The sequence below is a fragment of the Serratia sp. KH_031 genome (genome assembly GCF_057839655.1).
Window position 1 is genome coordinate 1,951,307 of record NZ_CM174496.1, and the last position, 23,063, is coordinate 1,974,369.

Below are 23,063 nucleotides of genomic sequence, written 5' to 3' on the forward strand. Positions count from 1 at the left end.
CCCTGTGCGCAAGGTAAAGTAAGAGAATAATATTATGAGCTATATTAACGAGAAAGCACGTCGTCGTAATAAAGACAATGAACAATATATCATTGCGGTTGAGGCACAGAATAGCCTCGATCAAACGTTGGCTAATTTGAATTGTAATCGTGTTGGATTAACTCAAGATGATGCGCAAGAGCGTTTGCAATGTTTTGGTGAAAATCAGGTGGCTCATGAAAAAGCGCCACATGCATTAGTGCAGTTAGTCAGCGCTTTTAAGAACCCATTTATCTTCGTATTGATGGTATTAGCGGCGATCAGTTTCGTCACCGATTATTGGCTGCCACTCCAACGTGGTGATGAAACGGAACTGACTGGAGTGACCATCATTTTGATCATGGTGGCTCTCAGCGGGTTACTGCGCTTTTGGCAAGAATATCGAACCAATAAAGCGGCTGAAGCGTTGAAATCGATGGTACGCACGACGGCCACCGTACTGCGTCGTAGCAATTTCAGCCAGCCGGCGAAAACCATTGAACTACCTATCCGTGAGCTGGTACCGGGTGACATCATACTGCTTTCTGCGGGGGATATGATCCCTGCCGATGTGCGATTGATGAGCTCACGGGATTTGTTTATTAGCCAAGCGATTCTTACCGGTGAAGCGATACCGATTGAGAAATACGATGCGTTAGGGGATGTCAGTCAAAAGTCCAGCGGTCATGAGGCGTGTAGCGAAAGTGAACTGTTGGAATTGTCGAATGTTTGCCTGATGGGGACTAACGTTGCTAGCGGTACCGCGACGGCTGTGGTGGTAGCGACCGGGGGGCAGACCTATTTTGGCTCATTGGCGAAATCTATTGTTGGCAGCCGGGCACAAACGGCATTTGATCGCGGTGTGAACAGCGTCAGTTGGCTGCTGATCCGCTTTATGTTGGTCATGGTGCCGGTAGTATTGCTGATCAACGGTTTTACCAAGGGTGACTGGAGCGAGGCGGCACTGTTTGCCTTGGCGGTGGCGGTCGGTTTGACACCAGAAATGCTGCCGATGATCGTCAGTTCTAATCTGGCCAAAGGTGCCATTGCGATGGCTCGTCGCAAAGTGGTGGTGAAACGCTTAAATGCGATCCAGAACTTTGGTGCCATGGATGTGCTCTGTACGGATAAAACCGGTACTTTGACGCAAGATCGCATCATTCTCGAGCACCATTTGGATGTGAATGGAGCTAAAGATAATGAAGTCTTGCATCTCGCCTGGTTGAACAGTTTCCATCAAAGCGGCATGAAAAATCTGATGGATCAGGCAGTTATTCGTTTTGGCCAAGGGAAACCCGGTATTGATGCGTTGGGGCGCTACAGCAAAATTGATGAACTGCCGTTTGATTTTATTCGCCGCCGTTTATCGATCGTCGTGCAAGATGAAAAACAGCAACAGCTCCTGATCTGTAAAGGTGCAGTGGAAGAGATGTTAGCGATTGCTACCCATGTGCGCGAAGGGCAACAAACGCTGGTGTTGGATGATGATCGTCGTGTCGCACTGATGGCTTTGGCTTGCCAGTATAACGAAGATGGTTTCCGGGTGTTGTTGCTGGCCACGCGGGAGTTGGGCGAGCAAGGTTGTACTCTACCGCTCAGTGAGATTGATGAGCGTGATTTGGTGGTTCAAGGTTTACTGACGTTCCTCGATCCGCCGAAAGAAAGTGCGCAAGAGGCGATTGCGGCTTTACAAGAAAATGGCGTCGCGGTGAAAGTTTTGACCGGTGATAACCCGATTATCACTTGTAAGATTTGTCGTGATGTCGGCTTGGAACCGGGCGAACCGCTTTGTGGGCAACAAATCGAATTGATGGATGACGCGACATTAGCTCGTGAAGTGGAACAGCGGACGGTATTCACTAAACTGACACCGCTGCAAAAATCTCGTGTATTGAAAATGCTTCAATCTAATGGACACACCGTTGGTTTCCTCGGTGATGGTATCAACGATGCTCCGGCGCTACGTGATGCAGACGTGGGGATCTCCGTGGATACCGGCACCGATATTGCCAAAGAGTCAGCCGACATTATTTTGTTGGAAAAGAATTTGATGGTACTGGAAGAAGGGGTGATCAAAGGACGTGAAACCTTCGGGAATATCATCAAATACTTGAACATGACTGCCAGCTCCAACTTCGGTAATGTGTTCTCGGTGTTGGTGGCGAGTGCATTCATTCCGTTCTTACCGATGTTGGCGATTCATCTGCTGATCCAGAACCTGATGTACGATATCTCTCAGCTTTCTCTGCCGTGGGACAAGATGGACAAAGAGTTCCTGCGCAAACCGCGTAAGTGGGATGCTAAGAACATCGGCCGTTTTATGATCTGGATTGGACCGACTTCATCCATCTTCGACATTACGACGTATGCATTGATGTGGTTTGTTTTCGCCGCCAACAGCGTAGAGCACCAAGCGCTATTCCAATCGGGGTGGTTCATCGAGGGATTACTGTCGCAGACGTTAGTCGTCCATATGTTACGTACTCAGAAGATACCGTTTATTCAAAGCACCGCCGCATTGCCTGTATTGCTGACTACTGGCTTGGTGATGGCGCTGGGTATTTATATCCCATTCTCTCCACTTGGAGCTTGGGTGGGGCTACAGCCGTTACCTTGGGAGTATTTCCCATGGTTAGCAGGAACCTTGGTTAGCTACTGCGTAGTGGCACAATTGATGAAAGGATTTTATATCCGCCGCTTTGGCGAGTGGTTGTAAGCAAAGTTACCGCTGGGTGAGATATCCAGCGGTGACAACACTTATTTCACCACATCTATTTCACAACAACCGTTTGATCAACAAACCAAGCATAATGGTCAAAGTGAAGGAGAACAGCGTACCGAGCAGCACATACTCGGTACGCATTTTATCATCGCTTTGTCGCAGATCGCCGAAACGGAAAATGGATTTGGCCGCCAGTAAAAAACCAATTGCGGGTATCTGACCGAGCAACACAAACGTCAGAATCAGTGTTCTTTCCAAATAACCTATTTGCTTGCCGGCTCGTAATAGAGAGTCGTTATCTGCTTTCGCTGTGACTGGCATTTGTGGCAACCAACGAGATAGAAACTGACCAATCAAAATACCCATAGGTAGATAAATCAGCAGGTAAGCAATAATAATCAAACTGAATTGCAGACTGGTAATATGCACCCATAAATAGGTTAGAACCGTATGGGGTGTGGGGATGATAGTCAGCCATAACCCGATGATAACTAAGAAATGGAATCCTTGATCTAACAAGAAACTGGTGGATTGGCTTAACCGGCGCATAAGTGTGACTTTACACAAATCGATGAGGTAATGGCTGATGCCGATGACTAACAACGTTAACAAAATTTGTTGGGGTTTTGCTGCGTTGTGTATTAGACCAAAAACTGCGACGACTCCAGCAGCCAATAATCCATGCAATATCGTGTGTAACAGTAAAAAACGGGATTTGGCGCGATGTAGAACTTTATCCTTCACCCAACTGAGAGGCTGTAAGGGAAAGTCAGCGATTAGATGCATCACCAGCATCCAGGTCAGTAGCGGGATGTAGGTTAAATCCATAACTAAGTCATCCTGTTAATTGCGGTGATAAAACGCATTATTTCTTCATATGCCGCTCGTTTTAACGTAGCAGATACGGTGGAGGTGGCTTTTTGTAATCGTTCAGCGACGTCTAAATTGGTGGTTGAAAACATGCGAGCTTGGACTATTTGAGCCTCAGCTTGTGACAAGCTGCTGATGACATGATCTAACATCGGCAAGAGATCACTGACAATCCTGTTTGTTTTATCGTTGTCATTTTTCAGAGCCAGTCGACAGTTTTTTGGCATGTTATCCAGTGCGTTGCCAGAATTCAGGAATGCGCTTCCATATCCTGCGTCTTTGGCCTGACGCGAACCCAACCCAACAGCAATTCGGGCATCCCTGTGTTTGGAGCTCATTGCTCGCAGCGCAATACGGATGTAAACCGCCACAAACAACCCTTGGTCTGGCTTTGCCACCGCTTGGAAAGCATCTCCGCGAAAGACCTCAAAGTGCTGAACCAGTTTGCTTTGCTGTAATTCTGTCAGTAGGAGATTTAAACGTGCTATGTATTCAGCGGTATCGACTCGTTGAGAGTTGACCAAATCGCCGGTAATTACGCTGATTTGTGCCTTCATTGTCCAGATAACCATTGAGTCAAGAATGAGTTTAAATTCGCATTCAAAGACGAATTTGTCAAATATTCGTATCTAGGTGCGAATTTTGTTGTTATTCGTCTCTGGGGGCGAATTTAATGTAAAGGAAGACCAGAGGGCGGAGACTCACCCACAGTAAAAAACCACCAGTATGACAAAGTGTAGATGTTGTACTTGTAGACAGCGACTTAGAAATTTTTGACGATGACTTCACGAGGTTGTTCGGTGCCGAATTTCAATAAATGGTCAAACGATCTCTCTACTGCTTTTAGCTGCTGCAAAAACTCCAGTGGTGACAGGTCGTGCTGTTTACCGCTCATATAAGCCAATGCGAGTTCTTTTGCCTGATAGCGAGAAAAGTGATACATACGTCCTCCTCCTATAGATAAACGTGTTTTCTAACGTGAGATTGTAGGGGAATGGCACATAATGCACAGTGGCTTAGACAGATAGAATTGATAGCTAAAACCTAACTCCTTTATGCTGTCATCTTCCAAACACGTTCATCAAAAAATATTTATTGGCTACGAGCCGTAAGAGAGTCGTTATGTTATTGGCAGGAGCGATCTTTATTCTGACGATTGTTCTGGTTGTCTGGCAGCCGAAAGGGCTAGGGATCGGGTGGAGTGCGATGTTAGGGGCTGGGCTGGCATTACTCTCGGGTGGTGTTCAGCTTTCAGATATCCCTGTTGTTTGGCAAATAGTCTGGAATGCCACCGCAACATTCATTGCGATCATTATTATCAGTTTGCTGTTGGATGAGTCAGGCTTCTTCGAGTGGGCCGCATTGCATGTCGCACGTTGGGGAAATGGGAAAGGTCGCTGGCTGTTTACCTATATTGTACTGTTGGGGGCAGTGGTATCTGCGTTGTTTGCTAACGACGGTGCGGCTTTGATCTTGACACCTATTGTCATCGCCATGCTGCTGGCTTTGGGATTCAGTGCTGGGTCAACATTGGCATTTGTTATGGCTGCGGGATTTATCGCTGATACGGCGAGTTTGCCATTAATCGTTTCCAATCTGGTTAACATCGTCTCGGCTGATTTCTTCAAACTAGGTTTTAATCAATATGCTGCGGTAATGGTTCCGGTCAATATCGCTGCTGTTATTGCTACCTTGGTGGTGCTACATCTGTTTTTCCGCAAAGATATACCGAAAAATTATGACCTCGCTCTTTTAAAACCACCGCATGAAGCCATTCGTGATTTGGCGACATTCAAAACAGGCTGGGGGGTATTGATTTTATTACTGGTCGGATTTTTTTGGCTGGAACCTCTTGGTGTTCCCGTCAGTTTGGTGGCTGCTGTAGGTGCTTTGATTCTGCTTGCCGTAGCGAAGAAAGGACAGGCCATCAATACCGGTAAAGTACTGCGTGGCGCGCCATGGCAAATCGTGATTTTCTCATTAGGCATGTACCTCGTGGTTTATGGTTTGCGTAATGCAGGCTTGACCGATCTACTGTCTAACGTGCTTGATAACTTAGCTGGACATGGGCTTTGGGTTGCAACCTTGGGCACGGGTTTCCTAACGGCGATCTTGTCATCCATTATGAATAATTTACCGACAGTATTGATCGGTGCTTTATCAATCGATGGCAGCAGTGCCAGCGGTGTAATCAAAGAAGCAATGATTTACGCGAACGTAATTGGCAGTGATCTTGGGCCAAAGCTCACGCCAATTGGTAGTTTGGCAACGTTACTGTGGCTACATGTACTCGGGCAAAAAAAGATTGTCATTAGTTGGGGGTATTACTTCCGAGTTGGGATGGTCATGACGATCCCGGTACTGTTTGTCACGTTAGCTGCACTGGCCTTACGGTTATCCGTTTAATGGAGAGCATAGAGATGAGTAACATAACTATTTATCACAACCCAGCCTGCGGTACCTCTCGCAATACACTTGCATTGATCCGCAATAGTGGGGTGGAACCGACGGTGATCTTGTATCTAGATACTCCGCCAGATCGGACGACTTTGATCAAGTTGATTACAGAGATGGGGATTTCTGTCCGTGCGTTACTGCGCAAAAATGTCGAGCCTTATGAACAATTGGGATTGGCCGAAGAGCATTGGCGAGATGAGCAACTAATTGACGCCATGTTGCAGCACCCTATTTTGATTAATCGGCCGATTGTCGTTACTCCTCTGGGTACCAAGCTGTGTCGCCCGTCTGAGGAGGTGTTAAGCATTCTACCTGATGCACAACAAGGCGCTTTCACTAAAGAAGATGGCGAACAAGTGATTGATGAGCAAGGTTGCCGGATAACAAACCCGTGATCTTACCGGCGAGTCATTGCGATGTGATGGCTCGCCGCCGACAACCTAGGGTCAGAGTGGAACGATCAAAACATCAATACAGCTAGTATTGATAAAGCGTTCGGCAGAACAAGATATTTTATTCATTAAACTACTGCTGTGGTTACCACAGATCACCAAATCAAAAGGATGCTGCTGGCGGGCATAGCGCAATCCATCACCTAACTCACCATGTAAAACCAGTTTGTCCATGTTGGCGTAATTGGCCTTTTGTTCTAGTTCTTGCATGAATAAACGGGCTTCCTCCTCCACTAAGGTGTTCAAATCACCTAGCATTGGGCCAGCAAAGCTGCCATACATTTCCGTGGGTGCAATCACGCTGAGCAGTGTTATTTTCCCGTTATAGGGGCGCACGATGGAGACGGCTTTTTCAACCAGATAGTGGCTATCGGCTGCTACAGCGACAGTAACAAGAACGTTTTGGTATCCCATCCTTCACTCCTGTTTTGTTGTTAATTCGTTCCTTACCTTAAGGATAGAAGGTGGTGAGCAGAATAAGTGCGCTGTTTGTCACGCGATAGGATAAATGTTGGCTTTACCCGACGGCATCATCAGATTGTTTCGATAGGAAATAGTCAGCGGACAGAAAAATCAATGAATGAAATCATCAAAAATTATATTTTGTAACATCCAAAGCATCGCGTTATCTCTGCACTGACATTGCTTTACTTAAAGTCATTTATGCTTTCCACATCCGGATTTACCGGTGCTAATTTAAATAGGATATAAAAATGAACATGAAAAAAACGATAGCAATGGCTATATTTTCTACGACTGTTGGTTTGATGGCACTGCCTTCCTTTGCTGCGGATCTTTCCTCTCTAAATCTGACGACTACGCAGCAACAGCAGGTTGATCAAATTAATCAAAATAGCCAACTTAGCAAGAAAGAGAAACGTCAGGAAATTAAAAAAGTACTGACTCCTACGCAACTACAACAGTTGAAGTCTGAGAAGGCCAATAAATAGTATTTTTACTTATCACCTTATAGTAACGAGTGGTGTTTTCTCGCATTGTTAGTCTAATACCGCAGTGTCTGTTTATCTGAACTGCGGTTTTTTGTTTGTATGGTATAGAGTTTTAATCAAATGGCTATAGTTTTAACATCGAGTTAATGCAATAAATATCAATATCATACTGAACCAAAAGCCGATGCAGGCAAGTAAAATAGTCAAATAAAAGTGCTTGTTAACAAGTGTTTTAAACACAGAGTTCATGATTCCTTCCTGGTCTATCAATCCAAAGTCACTGTGAGTGTCAATCGTGTGTTTTTTAGTAGGGTTATTCTTAATGAATCTATAATACCCTGAAGTTGACTATCAATAAGATTGGTATTACATTAAGCTAGGAATAATCCTAAGTTTATAATTAATGATGATTTTATCTATGGCTTTTGACTAATGTCATAGACTTAGGTAAAACGAGTGAAGGGTATTAATAATTTGCTGCTTTCACCCTTGTACGTAGGAAATTGTCATAGATATGCCACAGGGTTTATAGGGTGATAAGCCAAACTTCAGGATATTATTAGGTGAATAAAATTTTGCACTCAAAAAAAATAACAACAGAAAGAATACGGGTTATTATTGCCGATGATCATCCTATTGTGCTGTATGGGATTAAAAAAGTATTGGAAGCAACCGCCAATATCGATGTGGTTGCCGCTGCCAGTTCGATACCCGAACTCGAGTCACTAATGCAGTCATCAACCTATGATGTATTGATTTGTGATTACTCGTTTGAAGATGATGATAATGCTGATGGTTTGCAACTGACTGCGCGTTTGATAAGGAAATTCCCTGAAACGAAAATTATTATCTTCACCGCACACGACGACGTCTATATTGCCCGACGAGTATTGCAATTGGGCGCGGCTGGTTTTGTCAGTAAAGGTAGCTATGATCTCGCCAACTTTCCCGGCGTAGTTCAGGATGTGGCGGCAGGTAAGCACTATGTTGATCCACGGACTTCACTGAGTCTGATTGAACAAACGTTGAGGCCCGACCAAAACTTACAAGAAACTAGATTGACGCCGCGTGAAGCAGAAATAATACGCATGTTTACCGGTGGTATGACCGTGACCGATATTTCGGTTAAAACCAACCGCAGCCTGAAAACCATCAGTACGCAGAAAAAAAATGCCATGAAGAAACTCGGGGCAAAAAACGATATTGATCTGCTGATCATGATGGGGAAATTGAAAGGGTAAGGGCAAACTCGGTGGATGAAGAAAATAACTTTTACGCGTTATTAAACGGTCAAAAAAACGACAAGGAAGGTGTGGGTAATATTAACCTATCTAAAAAGTATTATCGCCGTATTTTGTATGGCGGCGTCAGCGTATTGTCTATTTCGCTAGTGGCAGTGGTACTTTTGGGCGCTAGCACGCGGGTTGAGCGCTATATCAATGATAAACAGCAGATATTCTCCGCGCAGCGCGATATCGTCAAAGCTGAAGTAGATCGTCGTGAGGCTCGGTTAAAGCAGCAAACCGAAGGCTACGAATTGATGATGTCCTCCATTCGCCGCTTTGATCCGTCCGTGGTGGCATCTTATATGGAGCGACTGAATAAGTATTTTGACGAAATAAACCACAATAACGGCATTCTGGAAACGAGCACGGATATTACCGCTGTGCCTTTTACCTTGCTGGCGACGCCTACTGGGCAGGCAGATAAACATCAATTGGGTATCATGCTAAGAATTATTAGGCAGTTATCTCCCTTGCCTAATGAAGGGCGTTACCATGAGGGCAATATACTCAACCAGTTTATTTATAGTCCAGATGGCAATTTTCTAGCATTAGTACCCTCAGTACCTCCTTCGCAACTCCCTGTGGCCAACGAAGCAGAGTTGAAACAGTTTATCAGTACAAAAATCGCGCCGATTGAATCCAGTTATCAGAGTCATCCACACGACAGCATCGATCACAATAAAATTATCTGGGTGCCGCTACACAAAGATCCGCTGAGCGGGAAAATGATTACTTATTATACCAGTGCTATTTTTCGTGATGATGTGCGATTGGCGGTAGTGGCAGTGCCATTTTCCCAAGATGAGTTTACCGACTTTTTCCAGAGAAATCATCAACATGAAGATGGTTTTTTCATTATATCTAAAAGCCGAAATAGCACCTTTGGGCTCAATGCGCAAAGTGCCAATGAAACTCAGTGGTTGAAAACGCTGCGAGCCTATCCAGAAGTCTTTAGCGAGTCTGGCCGACAGGTGAAGCAGTTTTATCGTGAACATACATTCTTCATCACGCAGAAAATACCGGGCCCTGATTGGATTGCTATTTATGCGTTTGACTGGTGGAGCATTCTAGCGGCCATGCGAACGACACTGACGCTGACGGCGTTATTTACGCTGTTCGTTTTGGCGCTATTGTGGGGGTTCACCTTCTTATTGGATCTGTACCTGTTAAAACCGTTACAGCAACAAGCGCGACGTGTTTTTGACAGTGAGCGTTTCAACCGTACCGTAGTGGCAACAGCACCGGTTGGGCTGATGATCTTTGATGCGCAAAGCGGTGAGCTGGTGACGGAGAATACACTGGCGAATACTATGTTGATGGGCATGGCCGATGGGCGAGAAAAATTAATGCGTGAATGCATTAAAGCCCCGGTAACCCACAGCTCAGCGAGTCACGTCATTTTAGCTAGTGAGCTAGCATTAGAAACTAAGGGACAGTCTCCGCTCTATCTCGCAATTTCCTACACTCATACGCGTTACTTGGCGCGAAATGTCATCTTGCTGAGTCTGACGGATATCAGCCTGCACAAGCAAGGAGAGCAACTGCTGATTCAGGCTAGGGAGGCGGCGGATGCGGCCAATCAGGCCAAATCCACATTCTTGGCCACGATGAGCCATGAGATCCGCACGCCATTGCATGGCGCATTGGGGAACCTAGAATTATTGACACATGAGGTGATGGAGCCCGCACCCCGGGCGCGAATTAAGGTGATTCAGAATGCGTTTGGCTCTTTGTTGACGTTAATTAACGACATACTTGATTTGTCGAAAGTCGAAGCCCAAGAGCTGGTGTTACAGCAAGAAAGTTTCTCGGTATCGCTCTTGCTCGAACAGGCTTTGCAAACCTTTGTGCCGACCATCGCCGCTAAAAATGTCAGCCTATATTGTTTTATTACCCCTGAGTTGAGTCATTACAACCTGTTGGGGGATCAAAATCGTTTACGGCAAATCATCCTGAATTTGTTGAGTAATGCGGTTAAGTTCACTGATAAAGGCCAGATCCGTCTCAGTGCGATGAGACACGATGGACAGCTCAGGATTCAGATAGCGGATACCGGGATGGGGATGTCACAGGAAACGCTGGCATTGATATTCAAACCTTTTGCACAAGCAGAAAACCAATACAGTACACAGGGAACCGGGTTAGGGCTGTCATTGGCTTTGCGTTTGACAGAACTGATGCAGGGGGACATACAGGTAGAAAGCCAAGAAGGGATCGGCAGTATTTTTACCGTCACGTTGCCCTTCATCACGGGTGAGCGACAATTGCCAGTTATCACTGTATCAGCACGGATTAAGTTACTGTGTCAGGAACCCGCATGGCGTGAGTTTTTGCACTCGTTATTAACCGACTGGGGTTACCAGATTGTCGATGCTGCCTTGGAGACGGATATTTTGTTGATAGCGGTGAGTGCTCTGCAGCAAGCACCGGCAAGTGATGATCTCAGTGCCGTTCATCAAGTAGTGATAGCCATGGACGGTCCGTTGTCGCCACAAACAGTGGCGGGGCAAACGGGGGTGACTGCATTTTCACAGGATGCGTTGCGCGATGCATTACGTTGGCCACCAGCGAAACCCGTTCCTTTATCGTTGCCGATTGATGTGGTGATACCAGCATTTGCCAGCCTACGTGTATTGATTGTTGAGGACGACGTGATTGGCCGTGAACTGTTGCGTCAACAATTGCGTTTACTGGGGGCGGGAGTGGTTCACGAAACGATAGATGGGGAACAGGCGCTGAATTTGCTGGAACGCTATGATTACGATCTGATTATTACCGATCAAAATATGCCGGGTATTGGGGGACAAGCACTACTCGATACACTGCGAGAACAAGGTAATAATATTCCGGTGATATTAAGTTCGGCGCAGTTCCCGCCGGAGCCTGAACAATTTACTGCGGTATTGCATAAACCGATTACTTTACAAGAACTTCAGCAGGTTATGGCGCAGTTTGTTCAGCATCAACCGCATCAACCGCATCAACCCGTCGCATCATTGCCGGAGGGGTTACACGATGAACTGTTGGCGATGTTTGTGCCGCTGTGGGCGAAAGATCGATTAGCGATACAGCAGGCTCTCACCCAACAGAACGCTGAACTGTTGAGCAAAAAACTGCATACACTGAAAGGTTCACTGGCTATTTTACAACAACCCCAATTGGCAGAGCATTGCGGTGAGCTGAACCGGCTAATTAACGCGGGCTATCGCGAAAACGAACAACCTATCAAGACCCTTTATGCGCAGCTAGAACAAGGGATTGAACGCTTTTTACAACGAGGAGATTAACGGGTTTCGTTGGGGCGGGTGTTTCAAACAGGAGTTTGAAATGCCACGGTTTGAATAATGTGAGCATCACCCGACCCAACGAACTTATCTGATAGGAACTATTTTTGTTCTTTGACGATCAAATTATTTTGCATGTCATAATAGTACTTTCCGTCTTTGGTTCTCACTTCAATGAGGTACTGCTGGTTCTTTTTTCTGATCCTCAGGACTTCAATATCTGATGGTTTACTCGTTAAATTAGATTCAATGTTTTTCAGGTCAGGTGCAATCGATGACATCACTGGACCTGCATTCTTTTTATCGAGAGAGACTTTATTACCTACAGCAATACTGGCCGAAATAACCAAACAAACAACCGTAATAACAATAACCATCCAAGCAACTTTTCCTCCTTTTCTGTGCATCTCAAGTGCACGTGTATTGTTATTTTTATTATTTACAGCAGAGAGCGCTGTTGTTTGCTTGGTGCTCTGTGGTGGGGGAACATAGATATATCCTTTCCGTGGGATGGTTTGTATACAATCAGGATGTCCAACGGCGGCTAAACTACGCCTGAGTTTATAAATGAGTTGGGTGAGATTGGCATCAACAATAGCTATCGCACGAGCATCCCAGATATTGCTAATTAGATATTCTTTTTCTATTTCGCTATCTGGGCTATCAAGGAAACAAGTGAGTAGTTTTTTTTCCTTTTCACTTATCGCTATTTTTATATCCCCTTTAATTAGCAGGTTACTCATCTCATCAAAGTCCACGTTTTCGCCAATAACTCTCATCTCATCCTACCTTATTGATTTAAATGGCTATTTATTGATCTAATTGCCATGTTGTTTATCTGCAAGTGAACGCTGTCCATCAAAAGATAGTTTTTACAGCAAAAGCTATCTTCAAACAGTAATTAATGGATTATTTGTTATTAATAATCTGGGTTGAATATTAGTAACAGAAAAGAGATTCATCAATAATTATTTGTGTTGGTTATTAACTGGAGGTTGTGATTCCGAAAGTCGATAGTGCAGTGGCTGACAACGTAACAGGTGAATTAAATGCTCCTGATAACGTATCAGTAAATCTGTTTTCGCTAAGGCTTATAAATAGACTGGCGAGTAAACACTAAATAAAAATACAACTGCATTTTATGTAATGAGGAAAGAAGCATGTCTGACAGTAAATTGATTCAAAAAGATACCTATACCGAACAATCTTATACGATGGACGGTTTTGACCCAAAAACCAATGACTCTAAGTATAGCTACACTTCTGGCCGCGTAATGAAACGCGTCTACAACAAATATAATGGTGCCAATAAACCTAAGGTGTTTGGTTATTATACCGACTGGTCGCAATACGATAAACGCGCTTCTGTTGATAAAAATGGTGCAATTGCTGCTGCGGAGCGTGGCCGTGGTATTGACTTAACTCTTTTGGATCCGACTGCATATGACAAAATTATTATCGGCTTTATGGGCATTGTGGGTGACCAGGGCGAAAACAAGGCCAAAATCGAACAAGCGGCGGCCTGGACAGGTAAAACCACCAATGAAATGACCATTATGGATCCATGGGGTGATTGCCAGTCAGCGTTTAACAACGGTTTTACTGCTTGGCAGCCGATGGGCTTTGGCCCAGGTGCGACCTATAACGATGGCACTAGCATTGATACCTTCTATCAGGATCAGGTTCAGGGTGTGTTTGGCGGTCTGCGCGATTTACAGAAAAAAGCGTTGCAGCAGGGACACGAACTGGCTCTGTCTTTCAGCATCGGTGGTTGGACCATGAGCCATGCATTCCATGCACTGGCAAAAAGCGAAAGTGGCATTAAAATCTTCGCCAACAGCATCGTTGATTTTATGGTGCGTTTCCCAATGTTCTCTGAAATCGACATTGACTGGGAATACCCAAATGCTGAAGGCAACGGTAACCCGCATGGCCCTGAAGATGGCGCAAACTACGTTACTTTGATGGGTATCCTGCGTAGCACGCTGGATAGCAATGGCATGAGCCACGTGAAAATCAGTATTGCTTCTTCTGCCGACGTAGAAAAACTGAAGCACTCGAATATCAAAGAGTTAATTGCTGCGGGTATGCACGGCATTAACGTGATGACCTACGACTTCTTCGGTACGCCATGGGCTGAGCGTTTGGCAAACCACACTAACCTGTATAAAACCGAACATTCAGATTTCAGTCTGCAAGATGCGGTGGAATATCTGTTGGAGGAAGGGGTTGATCCTGAAGCCATTAATGTTGGTTATGCCGGTTATTCGCGCAGTGCCAAAGGCGCAGTGATTTCCTCATTCTCTCCATTGGATGGCACCTATAACGGCACCGGCACCACCGTGGGTACTTTCGAATCCGGCTGTGTGGAATGGTACGACGTGATTAATAACTATCTGGATCTGGAAAACCAGAGTGGTCGCAACGGCTACCGGGTTTATACCGATCAGGTCGCTTGTGCTGACTATCTCTATAACCCGGAGCTGAAAGTCTTCCACTCTATTGATACGCCACGCACCGTGCGTGAAAAAGCGCGTTATGTGATCGAAAAAGGGCTGGGTGGCTTGTTTACCTGGACTATCGAACAGGATAACGGCGTGCTGGTTAACGCGGCTCGTGAAGGGATGGACTGTCCTATCGTTAAGCAAGTGGTCGATATGGCACCGTTCTACTTTGAAGGTGAGAACGTGACGCCTAGCGCTGAAGAAGAAAGCGCTGCAGACGTTGAGACCCCGGTAGAGGTTGAGGCTGAGCTTCCAGTCGCGGAAGAAACCGCAGAAGAAACCGGCGTGGTCAACGAAGCTCCGAATGCACACATTACCATCAAGGCGCTAGCAGGTAGCCGCTTGTTACTGTCCAGCATCGGTACTTCTGATCCAGAAGGGGATCCACTGACCTTCAACTGGTTGGCGACAGGTAACATTCAGGTTGTTTCTCCTGCCGCGGCTGAAACCGTCATGGTAATGCCATCGGTGTCGGCAGAAACACTGTGTCAAATCACTCTCACGGTGGATGACGGTCACGGCAACAGCACTCAGGCGTTTTACGCATTGCTGGTGGTACCGGCAGAGGCTAAGGCAGTAACTGAAGACTCCTCGACAGTCATTGACACTGAGACCAACACAGACACCAGCAGCGATACTGACACCGTAGTGGCCAATTATCCGGCGTGGAGCGCGACGAGCAGCTACACCGGCGGCAGCAAAGTTAGCCACAAAGGCAGTGATTATCTGGCGAAATGGTGGGTTGGTGCTGGCACAGAGCCTGGTTTGGCATCGACCACGGGGGCTGCATCCGGTGATGCTATGCCATGGACCAAACTCTAATCTAACGACGTAATACCTTTCACAGGGCCGGGTTCACCTGGCCCTTATTTTCTGCAAAGTAAAATCAATTTATTAATTTAAGGTCATGAAGATGAATGTATTAAGTAAAGCGATGAAAATCTCTGATAAAGGCATTGAATTTATCAAAAAAGAAGAAGGGCTACGTTTAAATGCTTACCTTGATAGCGTAGGTATTTGGACTATTGGTTACGGGCATACAGCGGGGGTTATTGCCGGGAGCTTAATTAGCCGCGAACAAGCCGAAGTATTATTAAGGGAAGATATTCGTAGTTTTGAAACCATGATCAACAACGAGGTTAATGTACCGCTAAATCAGAACCAGTTTGATGCACTGCTGTCTTTTATCTTTAACGTGGGACCGGGTCGTAAAGGTGTTAAAAGTGGATTAATCACTTTAAAGGATGGACGCCCTTCGACCTTGTTGCGCTGTTTGAACAATGGACAGTACCGTGATGCCGCCAATGCCTTTAACTCTTGGGTTTACGCTGGTGGTGTGGTGCTGAAAGGATTGGTTAACCGACGTGAGCGCGAACGGACGTTATTCCTACGCTAATACCGGAGTTTGTTATGTTATATAGCCTGAATGAAGAGAGTATTACGTTCTCACTGATTGCCATCTCAATTATTGGCGGCACAGTTAATTATTGTCTTGACTGTGCCGCCAATAAACTGGAAGGCCGTGGCATGAAGTTTTTCTTTAGCCAGGTGCTGGTTGCCGGGTTTACCGGGTTTTTGAGTGGGCTGTTATGTATTGAGAATACATTATCACCAGTTATGACGTTATTTATATCCGGGGTTTCTGGCACTATAGGAGGCGTATTATTGAGAGAGGTTCAGCAACGCATGTTAAAAATTGTCAAAAATAAATAACCTAAAACACCTATTTATTAAATTAATCCACCATGTGAGTTTCTATTCAAATTAATGAGAGTGAAAATGACAACGTTAAGTCAGTATGAGTATAGTATCGATGTTATTGGGCAAGAGGACAGTAAAACTATCCGAGTTCAACAACGACGTCAGAAACCCCACAGCCGTTTTGAATCAACGGGTTTGTATGCCGATGCGGGTGATATCATTACCTTTTATCTGGAAAGCCAAAATGCGTTCTCGATCAGCGGTATTATCGGTACGCGTTATTTAAATCAGAATGAGCAGTTGTTTACTTTGCCTCCCGGTGAAGTGACTAAAATTACCGCACAGGAAAGCGGAATGATTTATTTCAGCGATCAGGTCGCCGGTAACTTTTCTCGGGTACATATTAATGGTGCTAAAGCGGCGGTCTGTTTTGATATCGACAAAGATTATAACAGCAAGTGGGAAGGTAAGCTTAATGCTAATCCAAACGCGCTGTTTGTCGAATTCAAGGGCCGTAAATCTTTAGTTACCGTTTCGCGCGCCAGCTACTCTCAAGTGACAAACCGCGCAACCCCATTGGCATTTTTGACCTATTTAGACAAGATGGTGAGCTACCAAAATGAAGCTTCAGGGTTGTTCGACGACGTCACCGGTGTGGCGCAGAGCGATCCTCATTATGTTCACTATGTTGAAGCGCCGTATTACACCGGCCCCGGTTATATGGTCGCCATCAATCATGTGATAGGCATTCCGCCGGGTAGTGCGGTCACCGAGCTGTTATCGGCGAGCGGCAGCGCTTCCCGCTGGGGTTTGTGGCATGAGGCAGGCCACCAGATGCAACTGGCTCCGATGACCTTTGATAATATGGTGGAAGTGACGGTAAATATTTATTCACTGTATACCCAGATGCGTATTGGTCATCAGTCGCGGGTACGTAACGAATACGCCACGATATTTGAAAATCACTTCAGCAAATCAGATGCCAAACGTGATTTCCACACGCTGGGTTTGTTCCAGAAACTAACTATGCTGTGGCAGTTACATTTGGCTTTTGGTGAGGCCTTCTTCCCACGTCTACATCACGCCTATCGGTTAAAATCCCCGGAAGTGATGTCATTAACGTCAGAAAATAAAATACAGCTACTGATTAGCACTTGTAGCGCGATAACGCAGCGCAATCTGTTGCCGTTCTTCAATCAATGGGGATTGTATGCTAACGCCAGTACTCAGCAGGCATTGAGTGCTTATGCCGATTTGCAACATCCGATCTGGATGAATACGGATGATGACGTTTTGCTGGAGTATCGTTTACCGGCAATGGTCTCAATGCCCTGTGCCAACATTGATGTAGGTGTATTAACGGTGGATGTTGGTGATACGCTAGAGGACGTCAATAACAATATTTTCACTGGTGTGACTGACTACCGCAATAAGGACAACAGCAGCACTTTACAAAGCAAATCACTGGCGTGGTTGAGTAATGTTCAGGTGCCGGGAACTGGGCAGGTAGGGATTTTGCTGACAGACAGCCAGGGCAATGAGAATCTTTACCCGATAGACGTCACGGCAAGTTATTACGATGCATTGCGTTTCCTGAATTCAGACCGTTATTTCAGCAGCAACATTGTTTTGAAGCACAACACTAAGAAAATATTCTCCTATAGCGACGCCCATTTAGCTAACCAAGGTGTTGAAAGCGAATATTTTGGCGTAGCGTTATACAACAATAACAATGAGCAATTGCTCGATATCTCGGTAAAAGGGACGGATAGCTTCAAGAAGGTCTCTGAGCAACTGAATGGTTGTGAATTTGATTACGGTTATCAACTGGAAATTCGCCTTGAAAGGCCAACCTATATGGCTCGTTATTGTAATGGTGTTTCACGCCCAATCACCACCGGTAATATCAAAACCTTTATTATTACCGAGAAGGGGATGTTGTTACAAAAGGAGATTGGTTGATAAATAAATGGCGACAGTATCGTGAGCGTCAGCTTGGGAGTAATGTCAATGACAGGGAAAGGTCACGATACTGTGGGCTTAATATCGATTTAAGTACCTCCATTCTTATTGGTAGTGCGATTTGCTCTTACTTGGTGATGGGATAATTCCCATATCTTTTGTTTCTGTATATTTCAATTATTCAAAACAAATGTTTAATGGTATTTTGATTTTACTGAATTGATTTGTTGATAGGTAATACTGCATTTAAAAATTCCATATATAGACCAAGTTGGTAGAAGAGGAAAGCACTTATTCTATCGATAAAATAAAAACATTGCTATTGATGCCAGTCCACTTCGGTAGGGCTGCTCTGGTTGTCCTGTAAATAGAAATCTGGTTGCAATAATGCCAGTGGCGGTAGCGTGGGAGAGTTTAAATTAAGTGTGATGTGAAGCTCATATTTAAATAATTAGGATTATTCAACGCTGAATAGGAATTCAACGACATGTAAGTGGTTCCTTTGGGGAATTATTGAACCAAAGTTACCGATGATTATGTTGCTGTAGACGTTAGCCGGTTGAAGTTATAACCGGCATTTTTTTACCCATTAAATTGTTAAAAAGGAACTTTAGATTATGAAGAAAACTCAACTCCTGATCATCACCGCACTGTTGGGCAGCGCTGCAACATCAGCATTGGCTTACGACGGTACTGTCACTTTCAATGGTCAATTGACCGATAGCACCTGTTCTGTCAACGCCACTGATGCAAGCAAAACGGTAACACTGCCGACTGTCGCTACCACGGCGCTGACGGCGGCGGGTCAGACTGCGGGCTTCACTCCGTTCACTATCTCAGTATCGAACTGCCCGGCATCGGTCAGCACCGTTCGTGCTCATTTTGAAAGCAATGCCAATATGGATACCAACACCGGTAACTTGATGCTGACCAACACGGGTGGCGCGAGCAATGTGCAAGTTCAATTGCAGAACTCAGACGGCACCCAGATCGCACTCGGTGGTGATACTGCTGCTTCGGTCGCCGTGGCTGATGGCGTAGCGACCGCTACCGATACTGGTCGTTCGGCGACTCTGGCATACCATGCTGGTTATTACGCCACCGGTGCAACAACTGCCGGTTTGGTGACCACCCTGACGAACTTCACCGTGGCTTACAACTGATAGCCGCTGCTGAATGATTGATATAACGCCTTAGGGTGTTCGAACTCGGCGGGGACACAGCGTGTTGCCGTCGAGCTCTTCCCCCAACCCCACCTGAGTTTGCTGCTATGTTCAAGAAGATTAACCACTGCGTGCTGGCGATCGCCGCTATTGTGGCTGCCGTATCCACGTCCGTACAAGCTGGCGTGGTGGTTTCCGGCACCCGCGTTGTTTATCCCGAAGCTGAGAAAGAAGTCAGCGTTCGTTTGACTAATGCCGGATCGGACCCCGCGTTGGTACAAGCCTGGGTTGATGATGGCCGGGTGAACTCCACACCGAATGACCTTTCCGTGCCTTTCGTACTCACGCCGCCAGTGGCTCGTATCGAGCCTGGTAAAGGGCAAACGTTGCGTTTGATGTTTACCGGAGCCGATCTGCCCAAGGACAGGGAGTCGGTGTTCTGGTTCAACGTGCTTGAGATCCCGCCCAAGCCAGTAGATGCAGATAGCCGCAGCTTGATGCAGTTTGCCTTTCGTACCCGAATCAAGCTGTTTTACCGGCCAACGGGATTGACTGGCAACCCGAGTGAGAACATCAAACAGGTCACTTGGAAGTTGGTACCGGCTACCAATGGCAAGGGCAAAATAGTGCAGGCAAGCAATTCCTCGCCGTACTTTGTTTCTTTCGGTGAACTGTGGGTTGTCGATGGCGGCAAACGTATTTCGCTGGAACCCGGCATGATCCCTCCCAAAGGGGCTACTGATTTCAAACCTGCAAAAGGTGAACTGAACGCCTCAACGAAGGCTTTGGTGGATTACGCCTTGATTAATGATTACGGCGGAATTGGCAAGGGAACCAGTCCATTACAGCAATAACGTTTTGCGCCACGCCCGGCCTTGAGCCAAGGAGGCGGCAAGCCCTTCATTCATCAAATGGGACATCGTTCAGGATGCCCTATCAGGATCACCGTTGTGAGATTTCGATCACGTCACCATCATTCTGCGTCAGCGTTCCGTTCTATCGATCGTTCACGACAATTTAAACCGCATCATGCGCTGTTTGGATTGATTTTCGAGATATCCAGCCCGGAGGTGTACGCGGCGGCGTCTGAACGTACAGCGCTGCAAGAGCCATCAGGGGTTGTGTCACCACCGACGGCTGAACCTAGCGCTAGCGTGGAGCGCATCGAGTTCAACTCTGCCTTCGTAGTGGGAGGGGGAATCGATCTGTCCCGTTATACCGAAGGCAACCCGATTATGCCCGGTCGCTATCGGGTTGATCTGTACGTCAACGGTGATGATCGTGGTAAGGCTGAAATTGAATTCCAGCCAACTAACAACGCTACGCGTGCTAAACCTGTGTTTACGCTCAAAGTTCTCGATCAGCTTGGTGTGGATATTGAGAAGTTGCGTGCACGCTTGAAGCAAACAGGGGAATTGCCCCTGTCCGCTGAACAGTCTTATTCACTAGAAGAGGCGGTGGCTGGCTCCACCACCAATTATGACACCAGCGACCAACGGCTTTACTTAACCATTCCGCAGGTTTTTTTGCGTAAAACCGCTCGCGGTTATGTCGATCCGAGCCGTTGGGATGAAGGTGAGAGCGCGGCTCTGCTGCAATACACACTGAACACCTATTCTTCGCAGAACGTAAAGTCGACATATGGCTCGACGGTCGATAACAGTGTCTATCTTAGCCAAGACGGTGGTTTCAACGTGGCTGGCTGGCGTTTCCGACAGCGTTCCACGTTCAACTGGCGCAATAGCTCTGGCGGCGAATGGGATAACCTCGCCACCTACGTGCAGCATGATCTGCCCATGCTGCGTAGCCAATTCACGCTGGGTGATAGTTACACCACGGGCGATCTCTTCGACTCGTTTAACGTGCGGGGTGTGCAATTAGCCACTGACGATCGGATGTTACCTGAATCGCTGCGTGGCTATGCGCCACAAGTGCGTGGTGTGGCGGAAACCAATGCTAAGGTCACCGTGCGGCAGAATGGCAACGTGATTTACCAGACTACGGTGCCACCTGGGCCATTCGATATCGATGATCTGTATGCCACTGGTTATGGCGGCGATCTGGATGTGACCGTGACGGAGGCCGACGGGCGCGAACATCAGTTCAGTGTGCCGTTCGCTGCCGTTACCCAACTGCTGCGTGCCGGGGTATCACGTTATAACTTTACGGCTGGTCAACTGATCGACGCGTCGATCGGTGATCGTCCATCGGTGGTGCAAGGCACTTTGCAGTACGGCTTGAACGATACTGTCACCGCTTATGGCGGGATGCTATTTTCCAACGGATATGCCTCGGCTTTGCTCGGTGCTGGTGTCAACACGCCGATAGGTGCGGTGGCGTTAGACGTAACGGCGGCTCGTACTGATCTACAGGAGCTGGGCTCCAGTAATGGGCAAAGCTGGCGTGCCAGTTACAGCAAACTCGTGTCCGATTTTGGTACTAACTTAACCGTGGCCGCTTATCGTTATTCAACCGACGGTTTCTACACGCTGCGGGAAGCTAACTATGCGCGTAACACTGGGGTAGATAGTCAGGAATTACTCAATTCTCGCGTGCGGAGCCGGGTACAGGTGAATCTCACCCAACCCCTCGGTGATCTGGGATCGCTCTACGTCTCTGCGAGTTCTCAGGATTATTGGGGCGGTGCGCGTCGTTCCGACGATCAGTATCAGCTTGGCTATAACGGCAGTCTGAAAGGCTGGTCATACAATTTTTACGTGCAACATAGCATTGATATTGACGGGCGCAGCAATAATCAGTTCGGTGTCAGTGTGTCGATCCCGCTTGGGCAGCGTGACCAGCAAAAGCCACTGTTCGACTTCATCAATACCAACCTGACGCAAGGTAGCGGTTCATCTACCGCGACTCAGATAACGGCATCGGGTTCACGCGGTGACAATGCCGAATGGTCGTATGGTGTTGATGCTTCATACACTGGGGCGAGCGGTACATCCAGCACGCAGTCGATTGGCGGCTACACCTCGTATCGCGCCTCCGCTGGCACGGTGGGCAGCACTCTTTCACTGGGCAACTCCACGCGTCAAGCCTCACTCAATGCGAACGGTTCGGTAGTGTTGCACCGGGGCGGCGTCACCTTTGGTCCGCCAGTGGGCGACGCTTTTGCGTTGATCGAGGCAAAAGGGGCAGAGGGTGCCACCGTCATTAATGGTCAAGGTTCGACGATCGACAGCAACGGTTATGCCGTGGTGCCCAATCTGATGCCTTATCGCGTCAATACCGTCGGCATCGATCCCAAGGCCATGTCGGACGATGTTGAGCTGAATGCGACGAGCGAAGAAGTTGTCCCCACCGCGGGTAGCATGTTGAAGGTGAAATTCCTGACCCAGACGGGTCGTCCGCAACTGATCACGTTTAAAGATCAGCAGGGTGAGCCGTTAGCGATGGGCGCTTTGTTGTTCGATAACAATGGCAAAGAGTTGAGTCTCATTGGTCAAGGTGGGATCGCTTTCGTGCGCGGCCTGACAGGGGAAGGGAAGCTCAGGGTCAAATGGGGTGGAGGTAAAAACGAACAGTGCGTCGCGTCGTACTCATTGAAGCCCGAACAGCCGGGTAGCGGTGCGGCGAAAGGCGGTCGTCTTGAACGTATCGAGCTGCGTTGTTTACCAGAGACAGACGCGACCCGCGAGTCTTCCGAGACTCTCCCTCACAACACCACTGAACCATGAGAATCAGT

Annotated in this window: 18 protein-coding genes; 13 read left to right on the top strand and 5 right to left on the bottom strand. The window is 46.8% G+C overall.

Features of this window, described 5'->3' with window-relative positions:
• Nucleotides 1-34 precede the first annotated feature (34 nt).
• A complete protein-coding gene (mgtA, locus tag AC3ISQ_RS08740) occupies nucleotides 35-2,734 on the top strand; it encodes a magnesium-translocating P-type ATPase (protein WP_489352362.1) in 2,700 nt (899 codons plus the stop codon).
• A 60-nt stretch (nucleotides 2,735-2,794) separates the two neighbouring features.
• Here the strand turns inward: mgtA and AC3ISQ_RS08745 are convergent, their stop codons facing one another.
• The 3 genes from AC3ISQ_RS08745 to AC3ISQ_RS08755 all read right to left on the bottom strand — a co-directional run bounded on the left by AC3ISQ_RS08745 (nucleotide 2,795) and on the right by AC3ISQ_RS08755 (nucleotide 4,553).
• On the bottom strand, nucleotides 2,795-3,568 hold the full coding sequence (locus tag AC3ISQ_RS08745; RefSeq protein ID WP_489352364.1) for a DUF3307 domain-containing protein: 774 nt from the start codon (nucleotides 3,566-3,568) through the stop codon (nucleotides 2,795-2,797).
• 2 nt (nucleotides 3,569-3,570) lie between these two features.
• The gene (locus tag AC3ISQ_RS08750; RefSeq protein ID WP_489352366.1) at nucleotides 3,571-4,167 is read right to left on the bottom strand and encodes a hypothetical protein; all 597 of its coding nucleotides are present in this window, start codon (nucleotides 4,165-4,167) and stop codon (nucleotides 3,571-3,573) included.
• A 206-nt stretch (nucleotides 4,168-4,373) separates the two neighbouring features.
• Nucleotides 4,374-4,553, bottom strand: coding sequence for a hypothetical protein (locus AC3ISQ_RS08755; RefSeq protein WP_489352368.1), 180 nt, complete (start codon nucleotides 4,551-4,553; stop codon nucleotides 4,374-4,376).
• Between the two features lie 179 nt (nucleotides 4,554-4,732).
• Between AC3ISQ_RS08755 and AC3ISQ_RS08760 the strand changes: the two genes are divergently transcribed.
• Both AC3ISQ_RS08760 and arsC read left to right on the top strand, forming a co-directional pair.
• Nucleotides 4,733-6,016, top strand: coding sequence for an arsenic transporter (locus AC3ISQ_RS08760; protein ID WP_489352370.1), 1,284 nt, complete (start codon nucleotides 4,733-4,735; stop codon nucleotides 6,014-6,016).
• Between the two features lie 14 nt (nucleotides 6,017-6,030).
• Nucleotides 6,031-6,462 carry a glutaredoxin-dependent arsenate reductase gene (gene arsC / locus AC3ISQ_RS08765; protein ID WP_489352372.1) on the top strand — a complete coding sequence of 144 codons (432 nt, stop codon included), beginning with the start codon at nucleotides 6,031-6,033 and terminating at the stop codon, nucleotides 6,460-6,462.
• A gap of 51 nt (nucleotides 6,463-6,513) precedes the next feature.
• Here the strand turns inward: arsC and uspC are convergent, their stop codons facing one another.
• The gene (gene uspC / locus AC3ISQ_RS08770; protein ID WP_489352374.1) at nucleotides 6,514-6,933 is read right to left on the bottom strand and encodes a universal stress protein UspC; all 420 of its coding nucleotides are present in this window, start codon (nucleotides 6,931-6,933) and stop codon (nucleotides 6,514-6,516) included.
• A gap of 299 nt (nucleotides 6,934-7,232) precedes the next feature.
• Between uspC and AC3ISQ_RS08775 the strand changes: the two genes are divergently transcribed.
• From AC3ISQ_RS08775 to AC3ISQ_RS08785, 3 genes are all read left to right on the top strand, one after another.
• Nucleotides 7,233-7,469: a hypothetical protein gene (locus AC3ISQ_RS08775; RefSeq protein WP_489352376.1), complete on the top strand. Its 237-nt coding sequence runs from the start codon at nucleotides 7,233-7,235 to the stop codon at nucleotides 7,467-7,469.
• A gap of 563 nt (nucleotides 7,470-8,032) precedes the next feature.
• Entirely contained in the window at nucleotides 8,033-8,710 is a 678-nt protein-coding gene (locus AC3ISQ_RS08780; protein ID WP_489352378.1) for a response regulator, read from the top strand.
• A gap of 11 nt (nucleotides 8,711-8,721) precedes the next feature.
• A complete protein-coding gene (locus AC3ISQ_RS08785; protein WP_489352380.1) occupies nucleotides 8,722-12,042 on the top strand; it encodes a hybrid sensor histidine kinase/response regulator in 3,321 nt (1,106 codons plus the stop codon).
• A gap of 98 nt (nucleotides 12,043-12,140) precedes the next feature.
• Here the strand turns inward: AC3ISQ_RS08785 and AC3ISQ_RS08790 are convergent, their stop codons facing one another.
• Nucleotides 12,141-12,818 carry a winged helix-turn-helix domain-containing protein gene (locus AC3ISQ_RS08790; RefSeq protein ID WP_489352382.1) on the bottom strand — a complete coding sequence of 226 codons (678 nt, stop codon included), beginning with the start codon at nucleotides 12,816-12,818 and terminating at the stop codon, nucleotides 12,141-12,143.
• 381 nt (nucleotides 12,819-13,199) lie between these two features.
• Between AC3ISQ_RS08790 and AC3ISQ_RS08795 the strand changes: the two genes are divergently transcribed.
• The 7 genes from AC3ISQ_RS08795 to AC3ISQ_RS08825 all read left to right on the top strand — a co-directional run bounded on the left by AC3ISQ_RS08795 (nucleotide 13,200) and on the right by AC3ISQ_RS08825 (nucleotide 23,055).
• A complete protein-coding gene (locus AC3ISQ_RS08795; RefSeq protein ID WP_489352384.1) occupies nucleotides 13,200-15,365 on the top strand; it encodes a glycosyl hydrolase family 18 protein in 2,166 nt (721 codons plus the stop codon).
• A 91-nt stretch (nucleotides 15,366-15,456) separates the two neighbouring features.
• The gene (locus AC3ISQ_RS08800; RefSeq protein WP_489352386.1) at nucleotides 15,457-15,939 is read left to right on the top strand and encodes a lysozyme; all 483 of its coding nucleotides are present in this window, start codon (nucleotides 15,457-15,459) and stop codon (nucleotides 15,937-15,939) included.
• Nucleotides 15,940-15,953: 14 nt separating this feature from the next.
• Entirely contained in the window at nucleotides 15,954-16,256 is a 303-nt protein-coding gene (locus tag AC3ISQ_RS08805) for a phage holin family protein (protein ID WP_489352388.1), read from the top strand.
• A gap of 66 nt (nucleotides 16,257-16,322) precedes the next feature.
• Complete coding sequence (locus AC3ISQ_RS08810) at nucleotides 16,323-18,206, top strand: M60 family metallopeptidase (protein WP_489352390.1); 1,884 nt, start codon at nucleotides 16,323-16,325, stop codon at nucleotides 18,204-18,206.
• A gap of 617 nt (nucleotides 18,207-18,823) precedes the next feature.
• Nucleotides 18,824-19,369 (top strand): fimbrial protein, encoded by a 546-nt coding sequence (locus AC3ISQ_RS08815; RefSeq protein WP_489352392.1) that lies wholly within the window; start codon nucleotides 18,824-18,826, stop codon nucleotides 19,367-19,369.
• A 107-nt stretch (nucleotides 19,370-19,476) separates the two neighbouring features.
• The gene (locus AC3ISQ_RS08820) at nucleotides 19,477-20,223 is read left to right on the top strand and encodes a fimbria/pilus periplasmic chaperone (RefSeq protein WP_489352394.1); all 747 of its coding nucleotides are present in this window, start codon (nucleotides 19,477-19,479) and stop codon (nucleotides 20,221-20,223) included.
• Between the two features lie 96 nt (nucleotides 20,224-20,319).
• The gene (locus AC3ISQ_RS08825; protein WP_489352396.1) at nucleotides 20,320-23,055 is read left to right on the top strand and encodes a fimbria/pilus outer membrane usher protein; all 2,736 of its coding nucleotides are present in this window, start codon (nucleotides 20,320-20,322) and stop codon (nucleotides 23,053-23,055) included.
• The last annotated feature ends 8 nt before the right edge of the window (nucleotides 23,056-23,063 follow it).

Coding starts and splice junctions, on each gene's coding strand:
- uspC (WP_489352374.1), bottom strand. CDS start 6,933: ATGGGATACCAAAACGTTCTTGTTACTGTCGCTGTAGCAGCCGATAGC.
- AC3ISQ_RS08810 (WP_489352390.1), top strand. CDS start 16,323: ATGACAACGTTAAGTCAGTATGAGTATAGTATCGATGTTATTGGGCAA.
- AC3ISQ_RS08745 (WP_489352364.1), bottom strand. CDS start 3,568: ATGGATTTAACCTACATCCCGCTACTGACCTGGATGCTGGTGATGCAT.
- AC3ISQ_RS08795 (WP_489352384.1), top strand. CDS start 13,200: ATGTCTGACAGTAAATTGATTCAAAAAGATACCTATACCGAACAATCT.
- AC3ISQ_RS08820 (WP_489352394.1), top strand. CDS start 19,477: ATGTTCAAGAAGATTAACCACTGCGTGCTGGCGATCGCCGCTATTGTG.
- AC3ISQ_RS08775 (WP_489352376.1), top strand. CDS start 7,233: ATGAACATGAAAAAAACGATAGCAATGGCTATATTTTCTACGACTGTT.
- AC3ISQ_RS08755 (WP_489352368.1), bottom strand. CDS start 4,553: ATGTATCACTTTTCTCGCTATCAGGCAAAAGAACTCGCATTGGCTTAT.
- AC3ISQ_RS08800 (WP_489352386.1), top strand. CDS start 15,457: ATGAATGTATTAAGTAAAGCGATGAAAATCTCTGATAAAGGCATTGAA.
- AC3ISQ_RS08750 (WP_489352366.1), bottom strand. CDS start 4,167: ATGAAGGCACAAATCAGCGTAATTACCGGCGATTTGGTCAACTCTCAA.
- arsC (WP_489352372.1), top strand. CDS start 6,031: ATGAGTAACATAACTATTTATCACAACCCAGCCTGCGGTACCTCTCGC.
- AC3ISQ_RS08805 (WP_489352388.1), top strand. CDS start 15,954: ATGTTATATAGCCTGAATGAAGAGAGTATTACGTTCTCACTGATTGCC.
- AC3ISQ_RS08790 (WP_489352382.1), bottom strand. CDS start 12,818: ATGAGAGTTATTGGCGAAAACGTGGACTTTGATGAGATGAGTAACCTG.
- mgtA (WP_489352362.1), top strand. CDS start 35: ATGAGCTATATTAACGAGAAAGCACGTCGTCGTAATAAAGACAATGAA.
- AC3ISQ_RS08815 (WP_489352392.1), top strand. CDS start 18,824: ATGAAGAAAACTCAACTCCTGATCATCACCGCACTGTTGGGCAGCGCT.
- AC3ISQ_RS08760 (WP_489352370.1), top strand. CDS start 4,733: ATGTTATTGGCAGGAGCGATCTTTATTCTGACGATTGTTCTGGTTGTC.